Below are 18,268 nucleotides of genomic sequence, written 5' to 3' on the forward strand. Positions count from 1 at the left end.
GGCCTGACCGTTCCACCGGCCTGACCGTTCCACCGGCCTGACCGCTTAGCGCTGATGCCTGACCCCGACGGGGTCGTACGCCCCTGGACCCCCGCCTTTGGTCCTGGTGTACGACCCCGTCGGCGTCTGCGACCATGGTCGGGTGAGAGAGATCCGGCAGGGCACGTTGAGCGAGGAGACCTTCTACGACCAGGTCGGCGGTGAGCCGACCTTCCGACGCCTGGCCCACCGGTTCTACGAGGGCATCGCCGAGGACGAACTGCTGCGGCCGATGTACCCCGAGGGCGACCTCGGCCCGGCCGAGGAGCGCATGGCGCTGTTCCTGATGCAGTACTGGGGCGGCCCGCGCACCTACAGCGACCGGCGCGGCCACCCGCGGCTGCGGATGCGGCACGCGCCGTTCAAGGTCGACCGCGCGGCCCACGACGCCTGGCTGAGGCACATGCGGGCGGCCGTCGACAGCCTGGAACTGGCCGCCGACCAGGAGCGGCAGCTGCTGGACTACCTGACCTACGCCGCCGCCTCGATGATCAACACCGAGGGCTGAGCCGCCCGTTACGCCCGCCCGGGCCCGGCTAGACCAGCGCGCTGAGCCCGAGACCCGCGCCCGGCGCGGCCACGGTGCGCACCGCCACCGAGCCCGCCGGGGCGCTCAGCCGCAGCCAGCCGCCCGCCCGGTGCACGGACAGCGGGGCGCCGGGCTTCAGGAAGCCCATCACGTACGCGGCGTGCACCGCCCGCAGCGGCAGCTCCGGCAGCGCGGACACCGGACGGGACCAGATCTCGTCGGCCAGCGCGTCCAGCACCGTACGGGTCCGGTGGTGCGCCGGCACGGCCTCGCTGCGCTCGCGGAACTCGCGCACCCCGGCCATGAGTTCGGGGTACACCTCGGCCGCCGGCGGAGACCCGGCCGGCCGCCAGCCGGTGCGCGGCGGCAGCAGCCCGGCCCAGGCCGGGCCGGTCACCGGCGCGGGCAGCGCGACGGCGCCCTCCTCGGCGTCCACGCCGTCCAGCAGTTGGCCCGCCGAGACCGTCAGGTCCACCGGCTCGTCGAGGCGGTCCAGCCGCGCGGTCCGGATCGCCAGCGCGCCCGAACCGCCCAGCGGCAGCCGTCCGAAGACCGCCAGCACGCCGTCCTCGGCGGCCGGCTCCACCGCCTGCAGGCGGACGGCCGCCGCCTTGTCGAAGCGCAGCAGGCGCAGCAGGAAGGCGGAGAGGTCGGCGGCCTCCCCGGCGTCGGTCAGGGCGAGACGGGCGGTGACGGTCAACGCAGCTCAGCTCGAATCATCACGTGGCGGTCAGACCGCGGCGGGCACGGGCTCGTCCATGAAGCGGCCGAGGAACTCCCGCTCCACCGGCGAGATCCGGCGCGGCCGGCCCTCGGCCAGGTCGTAGGGGACGACCACGGTGGACGCCCGGACGTACACGATGTCGGTGCCGTCCTCGGCGACGTCCTTGACCTCGTACGAGACGGTCAGCGAGGCGCCGCCGATCTTCGTCACCCAGGTCTCGATGGTGACCGGCTCCGGCCGGTGCACCAGCGGGCGCTTGTAGTCGATCTCGTGGCGCGCCACCACCGAACCGCCCGCGAACTCCCCGGCGCCGGCCGCGGCGGCCTGGGTGAACATGAAGTCGATCCGGGCCTCCTCCAGGTAGCGCAGGAAGACCACGTTGTTGACGTGCCCGAAGGCGTCCATGTCGGACCAACGCAGCGGGCAGGCGTAGATGTGGCGAGCCACGGGTGTTCTCCTCGGTTCCGGTCGCCCGCCGCCGCCGTCGCCTCGAGGGCGCGGGGGGGGGGCGCCGGGCCGCGGCCCGGCAGGCCGCCCCGGAGGGCAGTCTGCCGGGCCGTTGTGACGGCTGGGTGTCAGCCTCGGGTCAGCTTCTTGTACGTGGCCCGGTGCGGACGGGCGGCGTCGGCGCCGAGCCGCTCGATCTTGTTCTTCTCGTAGGACTCGAAGTTGCCCTCGAACCAGAACCACTTGCTCTCGCCCTCGTAGGCGAGGATGTGGGTGGCCACTCGGTCCAGGAACCAACGGTCGTGGGAGATGACCACGGCGCAGCCGGGGAACTCCAGCAGGGCGTTCTCCAGCGAGGAGAGCGTCTCGACGTCGAGGTCGTTGGTGGGCTCGTCGAGGAGCAGCAGGTTGCCGCCCTGCTTGAGGGTGAGCGCCAGGTTCAGGCGGTTGCGCTCACCACCGGAGAGCACGCCGGCCGGCTTCTGCTGGTCCGGGCCCTTGAAGCCGAAGGCCGACACGTAGGCGCGGGACGGCATCTCGACCTGGCCGACGTTGATCCAGTCCAGACCGTCGGAGACGACCTCCCAGAGGGTCTTCTTCGGGTCGATGTTGGCGCGGCTCTGGTCGACGTAGCTGATCTTGACGGTCTCGCCGACCTTGACCGTGCCGCTGTCCGGGGTCTCCAGGTCCTGGAGCATCTTGAACAGGGTGGTCTTGCCGGCGCCGTTCGGGCCGATGATGCCGACGATGCCGTTGCGCGGCAGCGTGAAGCTCAGGTCGTCGATCAGGATCTTCTCGCCGAAGGCCTTGTTGAGGTTCTCGACCTCGATGACGACGCTGCCCAGACGCGGGCCCGGCGGGATCTGGATCTCCTCGAAGTCCAGCTTCCGCATCTTGTCCGCCTCGGCCGCCATCTCCTCGTAGCGGGCCAGACGGGCCTTGGACTTCGCCTGGCGACCCTTGGCGTTGGAGCGGACCCAGTCCAGCTCCTCCTTGAGGCGCTTGGCGCGCTTCGCGTCCTTCTGGCCCTCGACCTTCAGACGCGACTGCTTGGTCTCCAGGTACGTGGAGTAGTTGCCCTCGTACGGGTAGGCGCGGCCGCGGTCGAGCTCCAGGATCCACTCGGCGACGTTGTCCAGGAAGTACCGGTCGTGGGTGACCGCGACGACGGTGCCCTTGTACTTCTCCAGGTGCTGCTCCAGCCAGTTCACCGACTCGGCGTCCAGGTGGTTGGTGGGCTCGTCGAGCAGCAGCAGGTCGGGGGCCTCCAGCAGCAGCTTGCAGAGCGCGACGCGGCGCTTCTCGCCACCGGAGAGCTTGGTGACCGGCCAGTCGCCGGGCGGGCAGCCCAGGGCGTCCATGGCCTGCTCCAGCTGGGCGTCCAGGTCCCAGGCCTCGGCGTGGTCCAGCTCCTCCTGGAGCTTGCCCATCTCGTCCAGCAGGGCGTCCGAGTAGTCGGTCGCCATCAGCTCGGCGATCTCGTTGAAGCGGTCGAGCTTCCCCTTGATCTCCTTGACGCCGTCCTGGACGTTCTCCAGCACGTTCTTGGACTCGTCCAGCGGCGGCTCCTGGAGCAGCATGCCGACGGTGAACCCAGGCGAGAGGAAGGCGTCGCCGTTGGAGGGGTGCTCCAGGCCGGCCATCATCTTCAGCACGGTGGACTTACCGGCGCCGTTGGGGCCCACGACGCCGATCTTCGCTCCGGGGAGGAAGCTGAGCGTCACGTCGTCAAGGATGACCTTGTCTCCGTGAGCCTTGCGCACCTTGCGCATCGTGTAGATGTATTCCGCCACGTGAGATCGCTCCGGCGTCGTCGGGAGTATTCGGCTTGCAGCGTTCCATTGTGCCGCACCCGGCCGCGAGCCCCGAACCGCCGGGGTGCCCCTCCGGGGTATCCCGGCCGTGCCCCGCACGCGCCCTCCGCCCCTGCGTCGGCCCCCCACGGGGCGTCCCCGCCCGCCGACCTCCGCTTCCCTCCGCGCGCGACGCAAAAGCCCGGCCCCCCGCAGCAACTGCGGGGGGCCGGGCTCGGCTCTGCGTCAGGGCCTCAGGAGGTCAGTGCCTCGGGGCCCGCGGAACCGGTCAGGCGGTGGTGCGACCGTGGCGGCCGCGGCGGCGCAGGACGAAGACGGCGGCGCCACCGGCCACGACCAGGCCACCGGCGACGGCGGCGAGGATCGGGGTCGAGTCATTGGCACCGGTCTGGGCCAGGCCACCGGTGCCCGGGGTGGTGCTGGTGGGCGCCGGGGAGGGGTGGCCGGCGCCGGTGCTCGGGGTGCCCGAGGGGGTGCCGGTCGGGGTGCCGTTCGGGGCCGGGGTGGACGGACCGGAGGTCGGCGTGGTGCCGCCGGTGCCGGTCTTGCAGTCCAGGACGCCCTCGAAGTCGCGGGTGTAGCCGTTCGGGCCGGAGACGGTGATCTTGTAACCGGTCTTCTCGGCGACCTGGACGAGCACGCTCTCGGTCTTGCCCGGCTGGACGGTCAGCTGCTGCTTGCCGACCGTGACGGTGCCGGCCTCGTCGCCACCGTTGGTGACGGCGACGCGCACGCCGCCGCTGGCGCACTCGACCTTGGCGGTACTGTCGATCAGCGCGCCCTTGCCCTGCTTCCAGGTGGCCTTGGCCGCGTCGGCGACGCTGAGCTTGCTGGAGCCGGCCAGGATCATGGTCTGGCTGTGGTCCTCACGGGTGTAGCCCTTGCTGAGGAAGACACGGCCGCTGGGCACCACGGTGGAGGCGCTGGCGTTCACGGTGACCGAGCCGTCCGGGGTGCCGGCCGGCACGTCCAGGAACAGCTGGGTGTCCTTGGCGATCGGACCGGCGATCGAGCCGCCGACCGGCTTGCTGTCCTTGTCCAGCAGCTTGACCTTGTCGGCGGAGTCACCGCTGACAGCCAGCTTCACCTCGGAGGCGCTGGAGTTGAGGGTGAACGGGCCGAGCTTGGCGCCGGACTTGCCGGAGACCGAGTCCGGGCTGAGGCTCAGCGAGGGCTTGGGCTCGGCGGCGATGCCCTTGTTGGCGGCACCGGTCAGGTAGTCGCGGAGCTTCTTCGCGTCGGCGCTGTGCGGGACGGCGTTCTTGTTGTCCGAGTACTTCCAGATCGCGGCCTGGGTGCCCGCGGCGGCGTCCTCGGCGGTCAGGCTGCCCGTGCCGGCGGCCTTGGCGAGCGCCGTGAGGTCCTTGACCTGCGGGTAGGAGTTCTCCAGGATCCAGCGGATCTTGGAGGCCGCCTCGACCTTGTTCTTGTCGCCGAGGGAGCTGGAGGCCCAGTCGGACTCCTGGTACTGGATCTTCTTCCGGATGTCGACCGGGAAGCCGAAGTCGATGCAGTAGGTCTGCAGCTCACCGTCGGCGGTCTTGAGGGTGAACAGGCCGCCGTCGACGGTGCCCTCGCCCTCGACGTCGATCTTCTCGCCGAGCATCGTGGGCTGCACCACAGCGGTCACACCCGAACCCGGGGTGTCCGCCGCGACCGCCGCACCGGCCGCGAACAGTCCTCCGCTCACCGCCAGTCCGGTCGTGAGCATGACAGTGGTTATCCGGGACAGACTCCGCCCCTGCCTCTGGAACATCTGGGATCCCTCCGGGCCGAGCCGCACCGATGGGGCGGTCCGCCGACTTGCCGTGCCGCGCGTGCCCCCTGGAGGCACTGCTGCGGGTATGAACCAGACGAATCCTATTGACCCCCACGAGCCCCGAAACCCCCATGCGAAATCAGGACGATTCCGTATCTGGATCGTTATCAACCCCCTCAGGTTTCACACAAGCTGACGGTCGGCCGGAAACTCGCCGCCACTTTCCGTTATCCGGTCGGGATTGCACGTGCGGGTACAACGGCCTTCTCGATCAACATATTTGTCGACAGGGAAGGTCACCGACCGGTCAGTTCAATGCATCCGGCCCGTCACCTCCCCGCCCCCTCTCGGACACCTCGACCTGTCCTCCCGTCACCGGCCGCGCGCCCGGCGGCAACGCCCGCGGACCGGGCGCCGGGGCCACCGCGGCCGCCCTGCGGGCCTCCAGTGCGCTCACGATCCACTCCGGCACCACCTCGCCCCCGGACTGCGCCCCGGCCGGCCCCGCGCCGCCCGGCGACTGCCCGCGCACCCCTGCCGCCCAACGGAACGCCGAGGTACCGCGGGTGAGATCGTGTCCGACCGATCGGGCGTCGATCTCCGCCCGACTGCGCCGCGCCTCCCCCTCCCTCCACTCCCGCACCCGCAGCCGGCCGCTCACCAGCACCGGATCGCCCTTGGCCAGCGAGCCGATCAGGTTCACCGCCAGCGCCCGCCAGGCCGTCACCGTCACCCACTGCGTCTCGCCGTCCACCCAGCACTCGCGCTGCCGGTCGTACCGCCGCTCGGTGCAGCCGAGCCGGAAGCTGGCCGTCGGCACCCCGCCGGCGCTTTCCCCGTAGGTCACCTCCGTGGCGACATTGCCGAGCACCGTCACATGCGACTCGTTCACAGCACACTCCGTTCCCGCCGATGCACCGTACGGAATCGACCGGTGCGCCTTGAGCGTGCACTTCGGGAGAAATCCCGGCCAGCGACTTACGAAATCCTGTGGATAACTCGGCCTCCTGGAACAGTTGTCACTCGCAGGGGTGAATTTCAGCCTTCCCGGAAGCGCTTCGCCCCCGACTCTTCGCGGCCATGACAACAAACCCGCTGGCCGCCGCCCCGGGAGCCGTGCACCGGAACACCCGCCGGGGACCGTCCGCGCACGTCATCCGACCGACACAACCGCGATTACCGCCCCCACCCGCACCGTCGGCGACACATTCTCCGTGTCGAATCCATAACGGGTGAGGAGGCAGCCCCGTAACGACTGCACAACGTCCGGCGCGGAACACTCCCAGACCGCTGCACGCACGGCCTTCACCTGCGATTATCGGACCGCTCCACCGAACCGACACACCAACGACGGTGTCGTCACACTCGGGCGAGGAACTGGACACCCTTATCCTGTCCCCGACAGGACGAGGGCCCGCCAACCCCCACCCCCACCCTCCGGCACGGGGCGGACCGCGCGCGCCCCGGCGCTCGTCGCCCGATCCCGGCCACGGTCACGCCCACCCGGGCGCCGCCCGTCCCGCCCCCATAGCTCAGCGGATAGAGCACCCGCCTTCTAAGCGGTAGGTCGCAGGTTCGAATCCTGCTGGGGGCACCATCCCGCAATTCCCGCAGGCCACCGGCGCCAATCGCGACTACGCGTAGCCGGGCGGACTCCCCCGGCAATGCCGGGCACCCACCGCACATAAGCCGTGACAATGCGTGTCGTGCCCGCCGCGAAAACCACCGCCGGCCAATGCCGTCGGTTCCGGGAATCACGCGGCGGGAATGGCGCGGTTCGGACATTCCCGCCAGGCTCCGCGAACGGCGGAAATCCCGGGCGAATCCCCCACCCGGGAACATTCCGGCAGCCTTCCGGCGGCCTTCCGGCAGCCGGTCAATCCGCCGGTCGGCCCGCCGCCCCGGCCAGATGGGCGTCCAGCAGGGCGATCTGCCGTTCCGGCGGGAACTCCTCCGGGGCGAACAGCGCCTGCACCACCAGCCCGAGCGCGAAGGCCTGCGCCCCTGCGGCGACTTCAGCCGGGTCGGCCTGCGCCGGGAGCTCCCCGAGCCGCTGGGCGTCCGCGACGAGCTCGGTGAGCGCCACCCGCGAGCGGGCGTAGCGGCCCGCGTGCGCGGCCGCCAGCTCCGGATCGGCCAGGGCGTGGTCCCAGGAGCCGACCCAGATCCGGTTGCCGGCCGACGCCTCCGCGTCCAGCGGCAGGACGTCGAGCAGCGCCGCCCGCAGCCGGGACAGTCCGGCGGGCGGCGGCGGGCTGCCGTCGGCGGGCGCGGTGCGCCGGGGCCGTTCGCCCGAGCGCCGGTCCAGTTCCTCCAGGGCGTGGCTCAGCAGTGCCCGCTTGTTCGGGAAGTAGTGCGTCAACAGTCCGGTGGAGGCACCCAGTTCGGCGGCCACGGCGCGCAGGGTCAGCCCCTCGAAGCCCCGGGTGGAGAGGACCCGCCACACCCCCTCGGACACGTCCGAGCGGCGGGCGTCATGGTCTCCACGGGCCGGCGTCATGGGGGCTATCGTACATACCAAACGTTTGTTATGAATGATTCCGACCAGTCCGCGCCCCACCCGCGAGAGGCCCGCCCGTGTTTGCCGTACCGCTCACCGACCACGCCGAACTGCGCCCGCTGGAGCCGTGGCAGGCCCCCGAGTTCCTGGCCCACATCGACCGGGCCCGCGCCCACAGCGACCCGTGGATCCCGTGGGCCACCTTCTCCACCGACCTGGACTCGGCCCGCGCCACCCTGCAGCGCTACGCCGACGGCCAGGCCGCCGACCAGAAGCGGATCTACGGCATCTGGCTGGACGGCACGCTGGTCGGCGGCGTGATGTTCGTGGGCTTCGACACCAAGTCCGGCGTCTGCGAGATCGGCGCCTGGACCGAACCGGCCGGCGAGGGCCGCGGGCTGATCACCGCCGCCGTCCGGCAGCTCCTCGACTACGCCTTCGTCACCCGCGGCCTGCACCGGGCCGAGTGGTGGTGCACCTCCGTCAACGCCCGCAGCCGCGCCGTCGCCGAGCGGGTCGGCATGCGGCGGGACGGCGTGCTGCGCGAGTGGTACCTGCACAACGGGGTCCGCCTCGACAAGGAGATCTGGGCGATCCTGGCCTCCGAGTGGGCCGCCCGGACCTGAGGCCGGAAAGCCCAGGGCCCGGTGGACTCCCCGCAGTCCACCGGGCCCCGCCCCGTCCGAGCGGCCGCTCGGGCGCCTCAGGCCGCGAGCACCGGCCGCGCCTCCTCCGCCCCGGCGCCCGTGCTCCCGGCGCCCTCGGCCTCGCCCTGCGTCGGCCGCAGCCGCAGCGCGAGCAGCAGCGCCAGCGCCAGCACCCCGCCCGCCGACAGGAACACCACGTCCACGGCGTCGGTGAAGCTGCGCACCGCGTGCTCGTGCGCCGTGCCGGCGAGCGTACGGACCGCGCCGAGCGTCCGTCCGGGCTCGCCCGTCTCGTAGGCCCGGGCCAGCACGGTGCCGAACAGCGCCGCGCCGAGCGCGCTGCCGAGGGTCTGGAAGAAGCGCACCCCGGTGGTCGCGACACCGAGCTGGTGCCGGGGCACGGCCTCCTGCACCACCGTGATCAGCTGGCCGATCAGCTGGCCCAGCCCGCAGCCCAGCAGGGCGAGTTCGGCCGGCACCGCCCAGAGCCCGGTGTCCGGCCCGCTGAGGCCGAGCAGGCCCAGGGCGAGCGCCGCGCAGCCCGCACCGGCCACCAGGAAGGTCCGCGTCGAGTGGCCGCGGGCGGTCAGCCTGCCGACCAGCAGGCCGACCGCGGTCATGCCGGCGGCCATCGGGATCAGGTAGAGGCTGGCCGAGGTCGGGGCGACGTCGCGGGCGATCTGCAGGTAGAGCATCACGTAGACGATCGAGCCGGTCATGGCGACGCCGACCAGGCCCTGGATGCCGAAGCCGAGCCGCACCGCGCGGATCCGGAACAGTGACAGCGGCAGGATCGGCTCGGCGGCGGTGGCCTGGCGCCACAGGAAGAGTCCCAGCGCGGCCAGGACGGCGGCGCAGAGCCCGAGGATCACCGGGGAGTTCCAGGCGTGGTCCTTGCCACCCCACTCGGTGATCAGCAGCAGCCCGATGGCGAAGGCGGCGGCCAGGGCCGCGCCGAGGAAGTCCAGGCTCCGGCGGCCCGCGGCCGGCGGCAGCTTGACGGCCAGGGCGATGCCGGCCAGGGCGAGCAGGCCGAGCGGCAGGTTGATGTAGAAGATCCAGCGCCAGCCCAGGTGGTCGGTGAACAGCGCCCCGATCAGCGGGCCGACCGCCATGCCCAGGCCCGCGACGATCCCGCCCATCGCGCCGCCCTTGCCGCTGCGTCCGGCCGGCTCCTTGAGGTGGGCGATGACCACCATGGTGACGCTCATCAGCCCGCCGCCGCCGATGCCCTGGACGGCCCGGAAGGCGATCAGCTGGCCCATCGACTGCGCGGCCCCGCACAGCCCGGAGCCGAGCAGGAAGGTGCCGAGGGCGCCGATCAGCACCCGCTTGGCGCCGTACAGGTCGCAGAGCTTGCCGTACAGCGGCAGCAGTGCGGTGGCGGCGAGCGAGAACGCGCTGATCAGCCAGGGCAGCCGGTCGACGCCGTGCACGGGGTCGAGGTCGCGGACGATCGGCACGGTAGCCGCCGACACGATGTTCATGTCGAGCACGGCCAGCACGATCGTGACCAAGCAGAGCAGCATGGCCAGCCTTTGCCGGGCCGGTGTCATCGGGGCGGGTGCGGTCAAGGCGGCGGATGCCATAGGGAAGTCCCCCCAGCGTCAGTGGAATTGGCCCGGACGGATGCGGTCAGGCGGGCTCGCCCTCACCATGGCAGGATTTTTATACCCGGTCAACACTTAATCCCGGCATATCTTTCAGCCTGGTCAACCTTTGATCCTGGTACAGTTCCCCCATGGAGACGCGCACCGGCACGGACGTCGGCCTCGACCTCGACCTCGACGCACTCCCCCTGCGCGAGCGGAAGAAGATCCGGACCGCCCGGCGGATCTGGCGCACCGCCGTCACACTGTTCGCCGAACGGGGCTTCGACCAGGTCTCGGTGGCCGAGATCGCGGCCGCCTCCGAGGTCTCCAAGATGACCGTCTTCAACTACTTCCCGTCCAAGGAAGACCTGGTCCTGGGCCCGATGGAGCACCACCTCGACGAGCCGGCCCGGGTGGTGCGCGAACGCGCCGCGGGCACCTCGGCGGTGGCGGCGCTGCGCGAACAGTTCCTGTCGGCGCTCGCGGTGTTCGACCCGGCGACCGGCCTGAGCGACCAACAGGTCGTGCTCGACGTGGTCCGGCTGATCCACCGCACCCCGGCCCTGCTGATGCGCACCACCGCCGGCTTCGACCACCAGGCACAGGCCCTGCTGGCCGCCGAGCTGCTCGCCCAGGACCCGGCCCACGACGAGCTGACCGCCCAGCTCGCCGCCGCCCAGCTGATGGCCGCCCGGCTCACCCTGACCGGCCGCAACCAGCGCCGGATGCTGACCGGCGAACGCGCCGAGGACGCCCTGCCCGCCGCGCTCGACGCGGCCCGCCGCGCCTTCGCCCTGGTCGAACGGGGCCTCGGGGACTACTGCGCCGGTACCGCCTGACAGAGTGGGCGCACCACGACCGACCGGAGGTGCGCATGGACCAGCCGCTGCTCACGCGGGACCGCTCCGCCCTGCCCGCCCAGGCCGAGGGCCTCAACGCGTACGTCGGCGAGGACGGCGTCGCGGTGCTGGAGTTCGCCCGCCCGCACCGCCGCAACGCGGTGACCCTGGCGATCTGGGCGGCCCTGCCCAAGGTGCTGGAACAGCTCGCCGGGCACGAGGGCGTGCGCGCCCTGCTGCTCACCGGCGCCGGCAACACCTTCAGCGCGGGCGCCGACATCGGCGAACTCGCCGAGGTGTACGGCGATCCGGAGCGCGCGGACGCCTACCACGCGGTCAACGTCGCCGCCGAGGAGGCGCTGGCGGCCTTCCCCCACCCGACGATCGCCGTGGTGCACGGCGCCTGCGTGGGCGGCGGCTGCCAGCTGGCCGTCGCCTGCGACCTGCGCTTCGTCGCCGAGGACGCCCGGCTGGGGATCACCCCGGCCAAGCTCGGCGTGGTCTACCCGGCGGTGCCGACCCTGCGGCTGGCCCGGCTCGTCGGCCCGGCCCGCGCCAAGTACCTGCTGTTCTCCGGCGAGTTGGTGCCGGGCCGGGACGCACTGCCGCTGGGCCTCGCCGAACGCGTCCTGCCGGACGCCGAACTCGACGCCGCCGCACTGGACTTCGCCCATGTGCTGACCCGCCGCTCGCCGCAGACCATCGGCGCCGTGAAGGCCGCCCTGGCCGTCCCGCCGGAGCAGGCGGCCGAGGCGCTGGCCCCCTGGGAGCGCCGCTCCCGCGAGGCCTCGGACGTGCACGAGGGCCTCGCCGCCTTCCTGGAGGGCCGCCCGGCCCGCTTCTGAGCCGGCCCTGCGGCGGGTGCGGCAGTCGGCCCGGCGGCGGGTGCGGCAGCGAGACACATACGATCATCCGGCCGGCACCGCCGACCGGCGGCCCGTCCCGCCCCCTTCACCACCGGAGCAGCACCCCGATGACCACCGAGGCCACGGCCGCCACCACGAGCCGGACGACCTGGGCCCGCCGGATCACCGACGGCGTCGAGCCGAAGAACGTGATCATCGCGGTGCTGCCGCTGATGGGCGGCCTGCGCCACGGCTGGCCGGGCCTCGGCTGGGCGGCCTTCGCCGCCCTGTTCGCGGCCGTCATCCCGACCCTGTTCATCCGACGCGGCATCCGCAAGGGCACCGTGGAGGACCGCCACGTCGGTCACCGGCAGCGCCGGCTGACCGTCCTCCCGTTCATCATGGGCTCCGTGCTGACCAGCTTCGCGGTGATGATCCGGCTGGACGCCCCGTCCGACCTGACCGCGATGGTGCTGGCGATGTTCGCCTCGCTGATCCCGATCCTGGTGATCACCGTCTGGTGGAAGGTCTCCGTGCACACCGCCGTCCTCAGCGGCGCGGTGGTCTGCCTCGGCATCGCGCTCGGCCCGCTCTGGCTGCTGCTCTACCCACTGGTCGCGGTGGTCGGCTGGTCGCGGGTGGTGCTGCGGGACCACACCACCGCGCAGACCGTCGTCGGCGCGGTGGTGGGCGCCTTGACCGCCGGGCTCACCTTCTGGCTCGCCCGGTAGTCCCGGCCGTTCGGCACGGCCGTCAGGCACGGCCGCTCAGCGGATCAGCGGAGATCAGTGGCTCAGCGGATCGGCATCCCCGAGATCGCCCGGGCGATCACCAGCCGCTGGATCTCGCTGGTCCCCTCGAAGATCGAGTAGATCGCGCTGTCCCGGTGCATCCGCTCCACCGGGTACTCCCGGGTGAAGCCGTTGCCGCCGAGGATCTGCATCGCCTGCGCCGTGACGTACTTGGCCGTCTCGCCCGCGTACAGCTTGGACATCGAGCCCTCGGCCGCGGTGAACGGCTGGTTGGTGACCGCCATCCAGGACGCCCGCCACACCAGCAGCCGGGCCGCGTCGATCCGGGTCTTCATGTCGGCGAGCTGGAAGGCCACACCCTGGTTGTCGATGATCGGGCGGCCGAACTGCTCCCGCGTCTTCGCGTAGTCCAGCGCCACCTCGTACGCGGCCCGGGCGATGCCGATCGCCTGCGCGCCGACCGCCGGGCGGGAGGCCTCGAAGGTGGCCATCGCCGCGTTGCCCCGGCCGCCCGGGCGCTTGACGCCCTCGCGGGCCCGGGCCAGCCGCTCGTCCAGCTTCTCCTTGCCGCCGAGCAGGCAGCTGCCGGGCACCCGGACACCATCCAGCACCACCTCGGCGGTGTGCGAGGCCCGGATGCCGTGCTTCTTGAACTTCTGGCCCTGGCTCAGCCCGGGCGTGCCCGGCGGGACGACGAAGGAGGCCTGCCCCTTGGCGCCGAGCTCCGGGTCGACGGTGGCGACCACGACGTGGACGGCGGCGATCCCGCCGTTGGTGGCCCAGGTCTTGGTGCCGTTGAGCACCCACTCGTCCTTGGCCTGGTCGTACACCGCCCGGGTGCGCAGCGCGGAGACGTCGGAGCCGGCGTCCGGCTCGGAGGAGCAGAAGGCGGCCACCTTGAGGTCGTCCGGGGTGCCGAACATCTGCGGGGTCCAGGTGCCGATCTGCTCGTCGGTGCCGTTGGCCAGCACCGCGACGGCGGCCAGCGTGGTGCCGACGATGGACAGCCCGAGGCCCGCGTCGCCCCAGAACAGCTCCTCCATGGCGATCGGGATGCCGACGCCGGAGGGGTCGAAGTACTGCTGGGCGTAGAAGTCCAGCGAGTAGATGCCCAGCTTGGCGGCCTCCTGGATGATCGGCCAGGGGGTCTCCTCGCGCTCGTCCCACTCAGCCGCGGCCGGGCGCATCACGTCGGCGGCGAAGCCGTGCAGCCAGTCGCGTACGGCGAGCTGGTCCGCGCCCGGGTCCAGCGAGAACGTGCTGCTCATGGGTACTTGCCTCCGAAGACGTGTGCGGCCGACCGGGGTGTTACCTCGGGTAACATCGTCGGAGTCTGCTACTGATTGGTAACCGGTGTCAACGCCCGTACCCGGGGTCAACACCCCTGACCGGTGCCGATGCCGAGTCAGCCCCCCAACTCCGAGGAGCAGCGCATGTCCCGAGAGCCCCGCCGCGAGCAGCTGCTCAACGCCGCCGACCGGGTCATCCAGCGCGAGGGACCGGGCGCCAGCATGAACACCATCGCCGCCGAGGCCGGCATCACCAAGCCGATCCTCTACCGACACTTCGGCGACCGGAACGGCCTGATCAGAGCCCTCACCGAGCGCCACACCGGCGGTCTGCTGGCCGCCGTCCGGGCCGCCCTCGCCGAGCCGCTGGAGCGCCGCGACCGGGTCGAGCACGTGCTGGACACCTACCTCGCCGGGATCGAGGCCCGCCCCCAGGTCTACCGGCTGCTCACCCACCCCGAGCCGGGCGACCCGAGCGGCGCCGGCAACGCGCTCGCCCCCGCGCTCAGGCAGATCGCCGAGGAGATCACCCGGGCCGTGCAGAGCCAGGTCGACCTCGGCGCCGACCGCGACCTGCTCGCCGAGGCCTGGGGCCGGGGCATCACCGGCATGGTGCTGGCCGCCGGGGACTGGTGGCTGGAGACCAAGCCCTGCTCGCGCACCCGGATGGTGCAGGCACTGGCCGATCTGCTCTGGGGCCGTCTGGCCGCCGCCGCCGCCCTGCCGACCGCCGCCCTGCCGACCGCCCTCGTCGAGCCGGCGGCCCCGGCGGCCGACTGAACTCCCGCCGGCCGAAGGCCCCCGAGCTCTCCTCCGGCCGAACGGCCGCTGCGCGCACGACCCTTGTGCGGCGGGCGGCACCAGGGGCATCATCGGGCCCCCACCCCCCGCCGTGCGAGGTCCCCGATGCGCCTGCGCCGCACCGCCGTCGCCCTGCTGCTCGCCGTCACCGCCGCCCTGAACGCCGCCCCTGCCCAGGGCGCCCCGGAACAGGGCGCCGCGGATTACGGCGCCCCGGATTACGGCGCTCCGGCGGCACGCTTCCCCACCGGCACGGCCACCGGCCCGGACGGCCGCACCGCCCTCACCGACGCCCGGGGCCGCCGGCTCCAGCTGCGCGGCTTCAACCTCGACAAGTACGCCGAGGCCACCGAGGCCGACCTCGAAGCCGTCGCCGCCCAGGGCTTCACGCTCGTCCGGCTGCCGGTCTCCTGGACCAGGCTGGAGCCCCGGCGCGGCACGCTCGACCCCACCGAACTGGACCGCCTGCAGCAACTCCTCAGCCGAGCCGACCGCCTGGGTCTGCTCGTCCTGATCGACTTCCACCAGGACGTCTACGGACCGGAGTTCGGCGGCGGCACCAACGGCATCCCGGTCTGGGCCACCCGGGACGACGGCCTGCCCTTCACCCCGGACCCGGACGACTGGTTCGCCGGCTACTTCCAGCCCGCCGTCCAGGCCGCCTTCCGCCACCTCTACGACGACCCCGACCTGCGTGCCTGGCAGGCCGACTTCTACACCCGGCTCGCCCGCGAACTGCGCGGCCACCGCTCGCTGTTGGGCTACGACCTGTTCAACGAGCCGTTCGGCCCGGTGGACGGCGACCCGACCGACCCGGCGGTGCTGGCCGCCGCCTCCGCCGCCCTGGAACAGGGGCGGCTCGCCGACATGTACCGCCGCCTGATCGCCGCCGTGCGCCGGGCCGACACCCGCGCCTGGCTGTTCGTGGAGCCGACGGTCCTGGTCGGCCAGGGCGTGCCGACGCGACTGCCCGGCTTCACCGACCCGCGCCCCGGCGCACCCCGGCTCGGCTACGCGCCGCACTTCTACGACACCGCCGTCGAGAACGGCGCCGACTGGGACCCGTCCGACGGCTTCGTCGAGCAGTACACCGCCGCGATCACCGCCTACCCGGCCGCCCACCGCCTGCCGGTGCTGGTCGGCGAGTGGGGGCCGCCGAACTCCCGTACGCCGGGCAACCGCCTGCTGGTCCGCCGGCAGGTCGCCGCGATGGACGGCTTCGCCGAGGGCTGGACCATGTGGTACTGGTGCCGGGGCACCGGCGGCTACTGCGCGCTCGACCCGGCCGGGCTCCCCGCCCCCGGCGACGAGCCCGCCTTCGGCCCGTACCCGGCCGCCGTGGCCGGCACCGGCGTCCACACCGACGGCGACACCGTGCGCTGGAGCACCGACGGCACCGGGCGCGGCAGCGAACTCGTCCTGCCGCCCGCCGCGTTCCCGCACGGCGCGAGCGTGGCGGTCTCCCCCGCCGACGCCCGCATCGAGGTCGAGCAGCCCGCGGCCGGACACGCGGGAACCGTACGGATCCGGCTCCCGCACGCCCGACCGGGCACCGCCGTGGCGGTCACGCTCAGCCCGAAGTGATCAGGCCAGCCCCCGGCGGGCCAGCAGCGGTCCGGTCTCCGGCGCCCGGCCGACCACCGCACGGAAGGACTCCAGCGGGTCCCGGCCGAACCCGCGCGCCAGCAGCTCGCGCCGGAACAGCTCGCCGCTCTCCCGCACCGACCGCCCGTTGCCCTCGAACCACTGCACGGTGTCGGCGTCCAGCACCTCCGACCAGATGTAGGCGTAGTACGCCGCGCTGTAGCCGCTGGCGAAGATGTGCTGGAAGTACGCCGTCCGGTAGCGCGGCGGGATGGCGTCCACCGCGACCCCGGCGGCCGCGAGCGCCCGGGCCTCGAACTCCTCGGCGTCCGCGATCTCCGCGCCCTGCGGCACGGTGTGCCAGGCCCAGTCCAGCAGCGTGGCCGCCAGGTACTCCACCGTCCGGAAGCCCTGCCCGAAGCCCTCGGCCGCCACCATCCGCTCGACCAGCTCGGCGGGCAGCGGCTCCCCGGTCTCGTGGTGGCGGGCGTAGTTGGCCAGTACCTCCGGCCGGACCATCCACATCTCGTTGACCTGCGACGGGAACTCCACGAAGTCCCGCGGCACCGAGGTGCCCGAGAACCGCCGGTACCGCACGTCAGAGAACAGCCCATGCAGCGCGTGCCCGAACTCGTGGAAGAGCGTGCGCACCTCGTCCCAGGACATCAGCACCGGCTCGCCGGGCGCCGGGCGCGGGATGTTGAGGTTGTTCAGCACCACCGGCCGCTGCCCGGTCAGCCCGGACTGCTCGACCAGCGAGTCCATCCAGGCCCCGCCGCGCTTGGACGCCCGGGCGTGGAAGTCCCCGATGAACAGGCCCAGCGGGGTGCCGTCCTCCTCGAACACCTCGTAGACCCGCGCGTCCGGGTGGTGGGCCGTCAGGTCCGGCCGCTCGGTGAAGCTCAGCCCGTACGCCAGCCGCGCCGCGAAGAACACGCCGTCGCGCAGCACCCGCTCCAGCTCGAAGTACGGGCGCAGCACCCCCGCGTCCACCTTGAAGGAGTTCTGCCGGACCTTCTCCGAGTAGTACGCCCAGTCGTGCGCGGCGATCTCCTCGATCCCGTCCTCGGCCGCCGCCTGGGCCAGCTCCACGGCCTCCCGGCGGGCGTTGGCCACGGCCGGACCGACCAGGCGGGCCAGCAGGGCGGAGACCGCCTCGACCGTGCCGGCCGTCTCGTCCGCCACCACGTACGCGGCGTGGCTCGGGTGCCCCAGCAGCGCGGCCCGCTCGGCGCGCATCGCCGCCATCCGGATCGCGATCGGGCCGTTGGCCTCGATGCCCCGGCCGAGCGAGGCGGCGAGCAGCCGCTCGCGCACCGAGCGGTCGGTGAGCTGGGACAGCACGGGCTGGCCGGAGGTGTTCTGCAGGCTCAGCACGAACTTGCCCTCGTGGCCGAGCACCCGGGCGTTCTCCGCAGCGCCGGCGATCGCGCCCTCGGACAGCCCGGCCAGCTCCTCCGCCGAGTCCAGGACCAGCGCGTTGGCCCGGTTCGCGGCGTTCACGTTCTGCTGGAACGTGGTGCCCAGCGCGGCGAGTTCGGCGTTCAGCTCACGCAGCCGGGCCTGCTCGACCTCGCCCAGCCGCGCGCCGGAGCGCTCGAAGCTCGTGTACCAGCGCTCCAGCAGCCGCAGCGACTCCGGGTCCAGGCCGAGCTCGGCGCGGGTCCCGTACAGCGCCTCGATCCGGGCGAACAGCGCGCGGTCCAGGTGGATCGCGTCGTGGTGGACGGCGAGCAGCGGGCTGACCTCGGCGTCCACCTCGTCCAGCAGGTCGGTGGTGTCGGAGGAGGACTGGTTGCGGAACACCGCGTCCACCCGGCGGAGCAGTTCCCCGGAACGTTCCAGGGCCACCAGGGTGTTCTCGAAGGTCGGCAGGCTCCGGTCGGCGGTGATCGCCGCGATCTCGGCCAGCTGCTCGGCCATCCCGCGCTCGTAGGCGGGCAGGTAGTGCTCCTCCCGGATCTCCGCGAAGGGGGGCAGCTCGTAGTCCAGCGTGCTGGGCTGGAAGAACGGGTTCTCGGTCATTTCGCCGACCCTACGCGGTGTCACCCACCCTGCCTATGCGGCCCTCCACCCGTTGTCGTACCCACCCGTTAACGTCAGCTCA

At 72.5% G+C, this 18,268-nt stretch carries 16 protein-coding genes and 1 tRNA gene; 8 read left to right on the forward strand and 9 right to left on the reverse strand.

What is annotated here, in order from left to right; genetic code table 11:
* The first annotated feature begins 142 nt into the window (after window positions 1–142).
* A complete protein-coding gene (locus tag ACIBEC_RS25700; protein WP_360503513.1) occupies window positions 143–547 on the forward strand; it encodes a globin in 405 nt (134 codons plus the stop codon).
* 28 nt (window positions 548–575) lie between these two features.
* Here the strand turns inward: ACIBEC_RS25700 and ACIBEC_RS25705 are convergent, their stop codons facing one another.
* From ACIBEC_RS25705 to ACIBEC_RS25725, 5 genes are all read right to left on the reverse strand, one after another.
* Complete coding sequence (locus ACIBEC_RS25705) at window positions 576–1,268, reverse strand: hypothetical protein (RefSeq protein WP_360503516.1); 693 nt, start codon at window positions 1,266–1,268, stop codon at window positions 576–578.
* A gap of 30 nt (window positions 1,269–1,298) precedes the next feature.
* Entirely contained in the window at window positions 1,299–1,739 is a 441-nt protein-coding gene (locus tag ACIBEC_RS25710; RefSeq protein WP_360503519.1) for a thioesterase family protein, read from the reverse strand.
* A gap of 128 nt (window positions 1,740–1,867) precedes the next feature.
* On the reverse strand, window positions 1,868–3,532 hold the full coding sequence (gene ettA, locus ACIBEC_RS25715) for an energy-dependent translational throttle protein EttA (protein ID WP_360503522.1): 1,665 nt from the start codon (window positions 3,530–3,532) through the stop codon (window positions 1,868–1,870).
* Window positions 3,533–3,821: 289 nt separating this feature from the next.
* A complete protein-coding gene (locus tag ACIBEC_RS25720) occupies window positions 3,822–5,264 on the reverse strand; it encodes a Cys-Gln thioester bond-forming surface protein (protein WP_360503525.1) in 1,443 nt (480 codons plus the stop codon).
* Window positions 5,265–5,619: 355 nt separating this feature from the next.
* On the reverse strand, window positions 5,620–6,204 hold the full coding sequence (locus tag ACIBEC_RS25725; protein WP_360503528.1) for a single-stranded DNA-binding protein: 585 nt from the start codon (window positions 6,202–6,204) through the stop codon (window positions 5,620–5,622).
* A 629-nt stretch (window positions 6,205–6,833) separates the two neighbouring features.
* Between ACIBEC_RS25725 and ACIBEC_RS25730 the strand changes: the two genes are divergently transcribed.
* Window positions 6,834–6,909, forward strand: a tRNA-Arg gene (locus tag ACIBEC_RS25730).
* 279 nt (window positions 6,910–7,188) lie between these two features.
* On the opposite strand, the gene ACIBEC_RS25735 is transcribed toward ACIBEC_RS25730, so the two are convergent.
* A complete protein-coding gene (locus tag ACIBEC_RS25735) occupies window positions 7,189–7,812 on the reverse strand; it encodes a TetR/AcrR family transcriptional regulator (RefSeq protein ID WP_360503530.1) in 624 nt (207 codons plus the stop codon).
* Between the two features lie 77 nt (window positions 7,813–7,889).
* Here ACIBEC_RS25735 and ACIBEC_RS25740 point away from each other — a divergent pair, with 77 nt between their 5' ends.
* Window positions 7,890–8,438 carry a GNAT family protein gene (locus tag ACIBEC_RS25740; protein WP_360503533.1) on the forward strand — a complete coding sequence of 183 codons (549 nt, stop codon included), beginning with the start codon at window positions 7,890–7,892 and terminating at the stop codon, window positions 8,436–8,438.
* 77 nt (window positions 8,439–8,515) lie between these two features.
* Here ACIBEC_RS25740 and ACIBEC_RS25745 read toward each other — a convergent pair whose 3' ends face one another.
* Complete coding sequence (locus ACIBEC_RS25745) at window positions 8,516–10,048, reverse strand: MFS transporter (protein ID WP_396288932.1); 1,533 nt, start codon at window positions 10,046–10,048, stop codon at window positions 8,516–8,518.
* Between the two features lie 152 nt (window positions 10,049–10,200).
* Between ACIBEC_RS25745 and ACIBEC_RS25750 the strand changes: the two genes are divergently transcribed.
* The 3 genes from ACIBEC_RS25750 to ACIBEC_RS25760 all read left to right on the forward strand — a co-directional run bounded on the left by ACIBEC_RS25750 (window position 10,201) and on the right by ACIBEC_RS25760 (window position 12,466).
* Entirely contained in the window at window positions 10,201–10,890 is a 690-nt protein-coding gene (locus ACIBEC_RS25750) for a TetR family transcriptional regulator (protein ID WP_360503538.1), read from the forward strand.
* A gap of 35 nt (window positions 10,891–10,925) precedes the next feature.
* Window positions 10,926–11,735: an enoyl-CoA hydratase/isomerase family protein gene (locus tag ACIBEC_RS25755; protein ID WP_360503541.1), complete on the forward strand. Its 810-nt coding sequence runs from the start codon at window positions 10,926–10,928 to the stop codon at window positions 11,733–11,735.
* Window positions 11,736–11,863: 128 nt separating this feature from the next.
* Window positions 11,864–12,466, forward strand: a complete 603-nt coding sequence (locus tag ACIBEC_RS25760; RefSeq protein WP_360503544.1) for a hypothetical protein — start codon at window positions 11,864–11,866, stop codon at window positions 12,464–12,466.
* 62 nt (window positions 12,467–12,528) lie between these two features.
* Here ACIBEC_RS25760 and ACIBEC_RS25765 read toward each other — a convergent pair whose 3' ends face one another.
* Window positions 12,529–13,755 carry an acyl-CoA dehydrogenase family protein gene (locus tag ACIBEC_RS25765; RefSeq protein WP_360503546.1) on the reverse strand — a complete coding sequence of 409 codons (1,227 nt, stop codon included), beginning with the start codon at window positions 13,753–13,755 and terminating at the stop codon, window positions 12,529–12,531.
* Between the two features lie 165 nt (window positions 13,756–13,920).
* Here ACIBEC_RS25765 and ACIBEC_RS25770 point away from each other — a divergent pair, with 165 nt between their 5' ends.
* Together ACIBEC_RS25770 and ACIBEC_RS25775 are read left to right on the forward strand one after the other, a co-directional pair.
* Window positions 13,921–14,556 (forward strand): TetR/AcrR family transcriptional regulator, encoded by a 636-nt coding sequence (locus ACIBEC_RS25770; protein WP_360503549.1) that lies wholly within the window; start codon window positions 13,921–13,923, stop codon window positions 14,554–14,556.
* Between the two features lie 126 nt (window positions 14,557–14,682).
* Window positions 14,683–16,161, forward strand: coding sequence for a cellulase family glycosylhydrolase (locus tag ACIBEC_RS25775; protein WP_360503552.1), 1,479 nt, complete (start codon window positions 14,683–14,685; stop codon window positions 16,159–16,161).
* Here the strand turns inward: ACIBEC_RS25775 and ACIBEC_RS25780 are convergent, their stop codons facing one another.
* Window positions 16,162–18,186: a M3 family metallopeptidase gene (locus tag ACIBEC_RS25780; protein WP_360503555.1), complete on the reverse strand. Its 2,025-nt coding sequence runs from the start codon at window positions 18,184–18,186 to the stop codon at window positions 16,162–16,164.
* Window positions 18,187–18,268 lie beyond the last annotated feature (82 nt).

The sequence above is a fragment of the Kitasatospora sp. NPDC051164 genome (assembly GCF_044455625.1).
In the GTDB taxonomy this organism is placed as follows: Bacteria; Actinomycetota; Actinomycetes; order Streptomycetales; family Streptomycetaceae; genus Kitasatospora.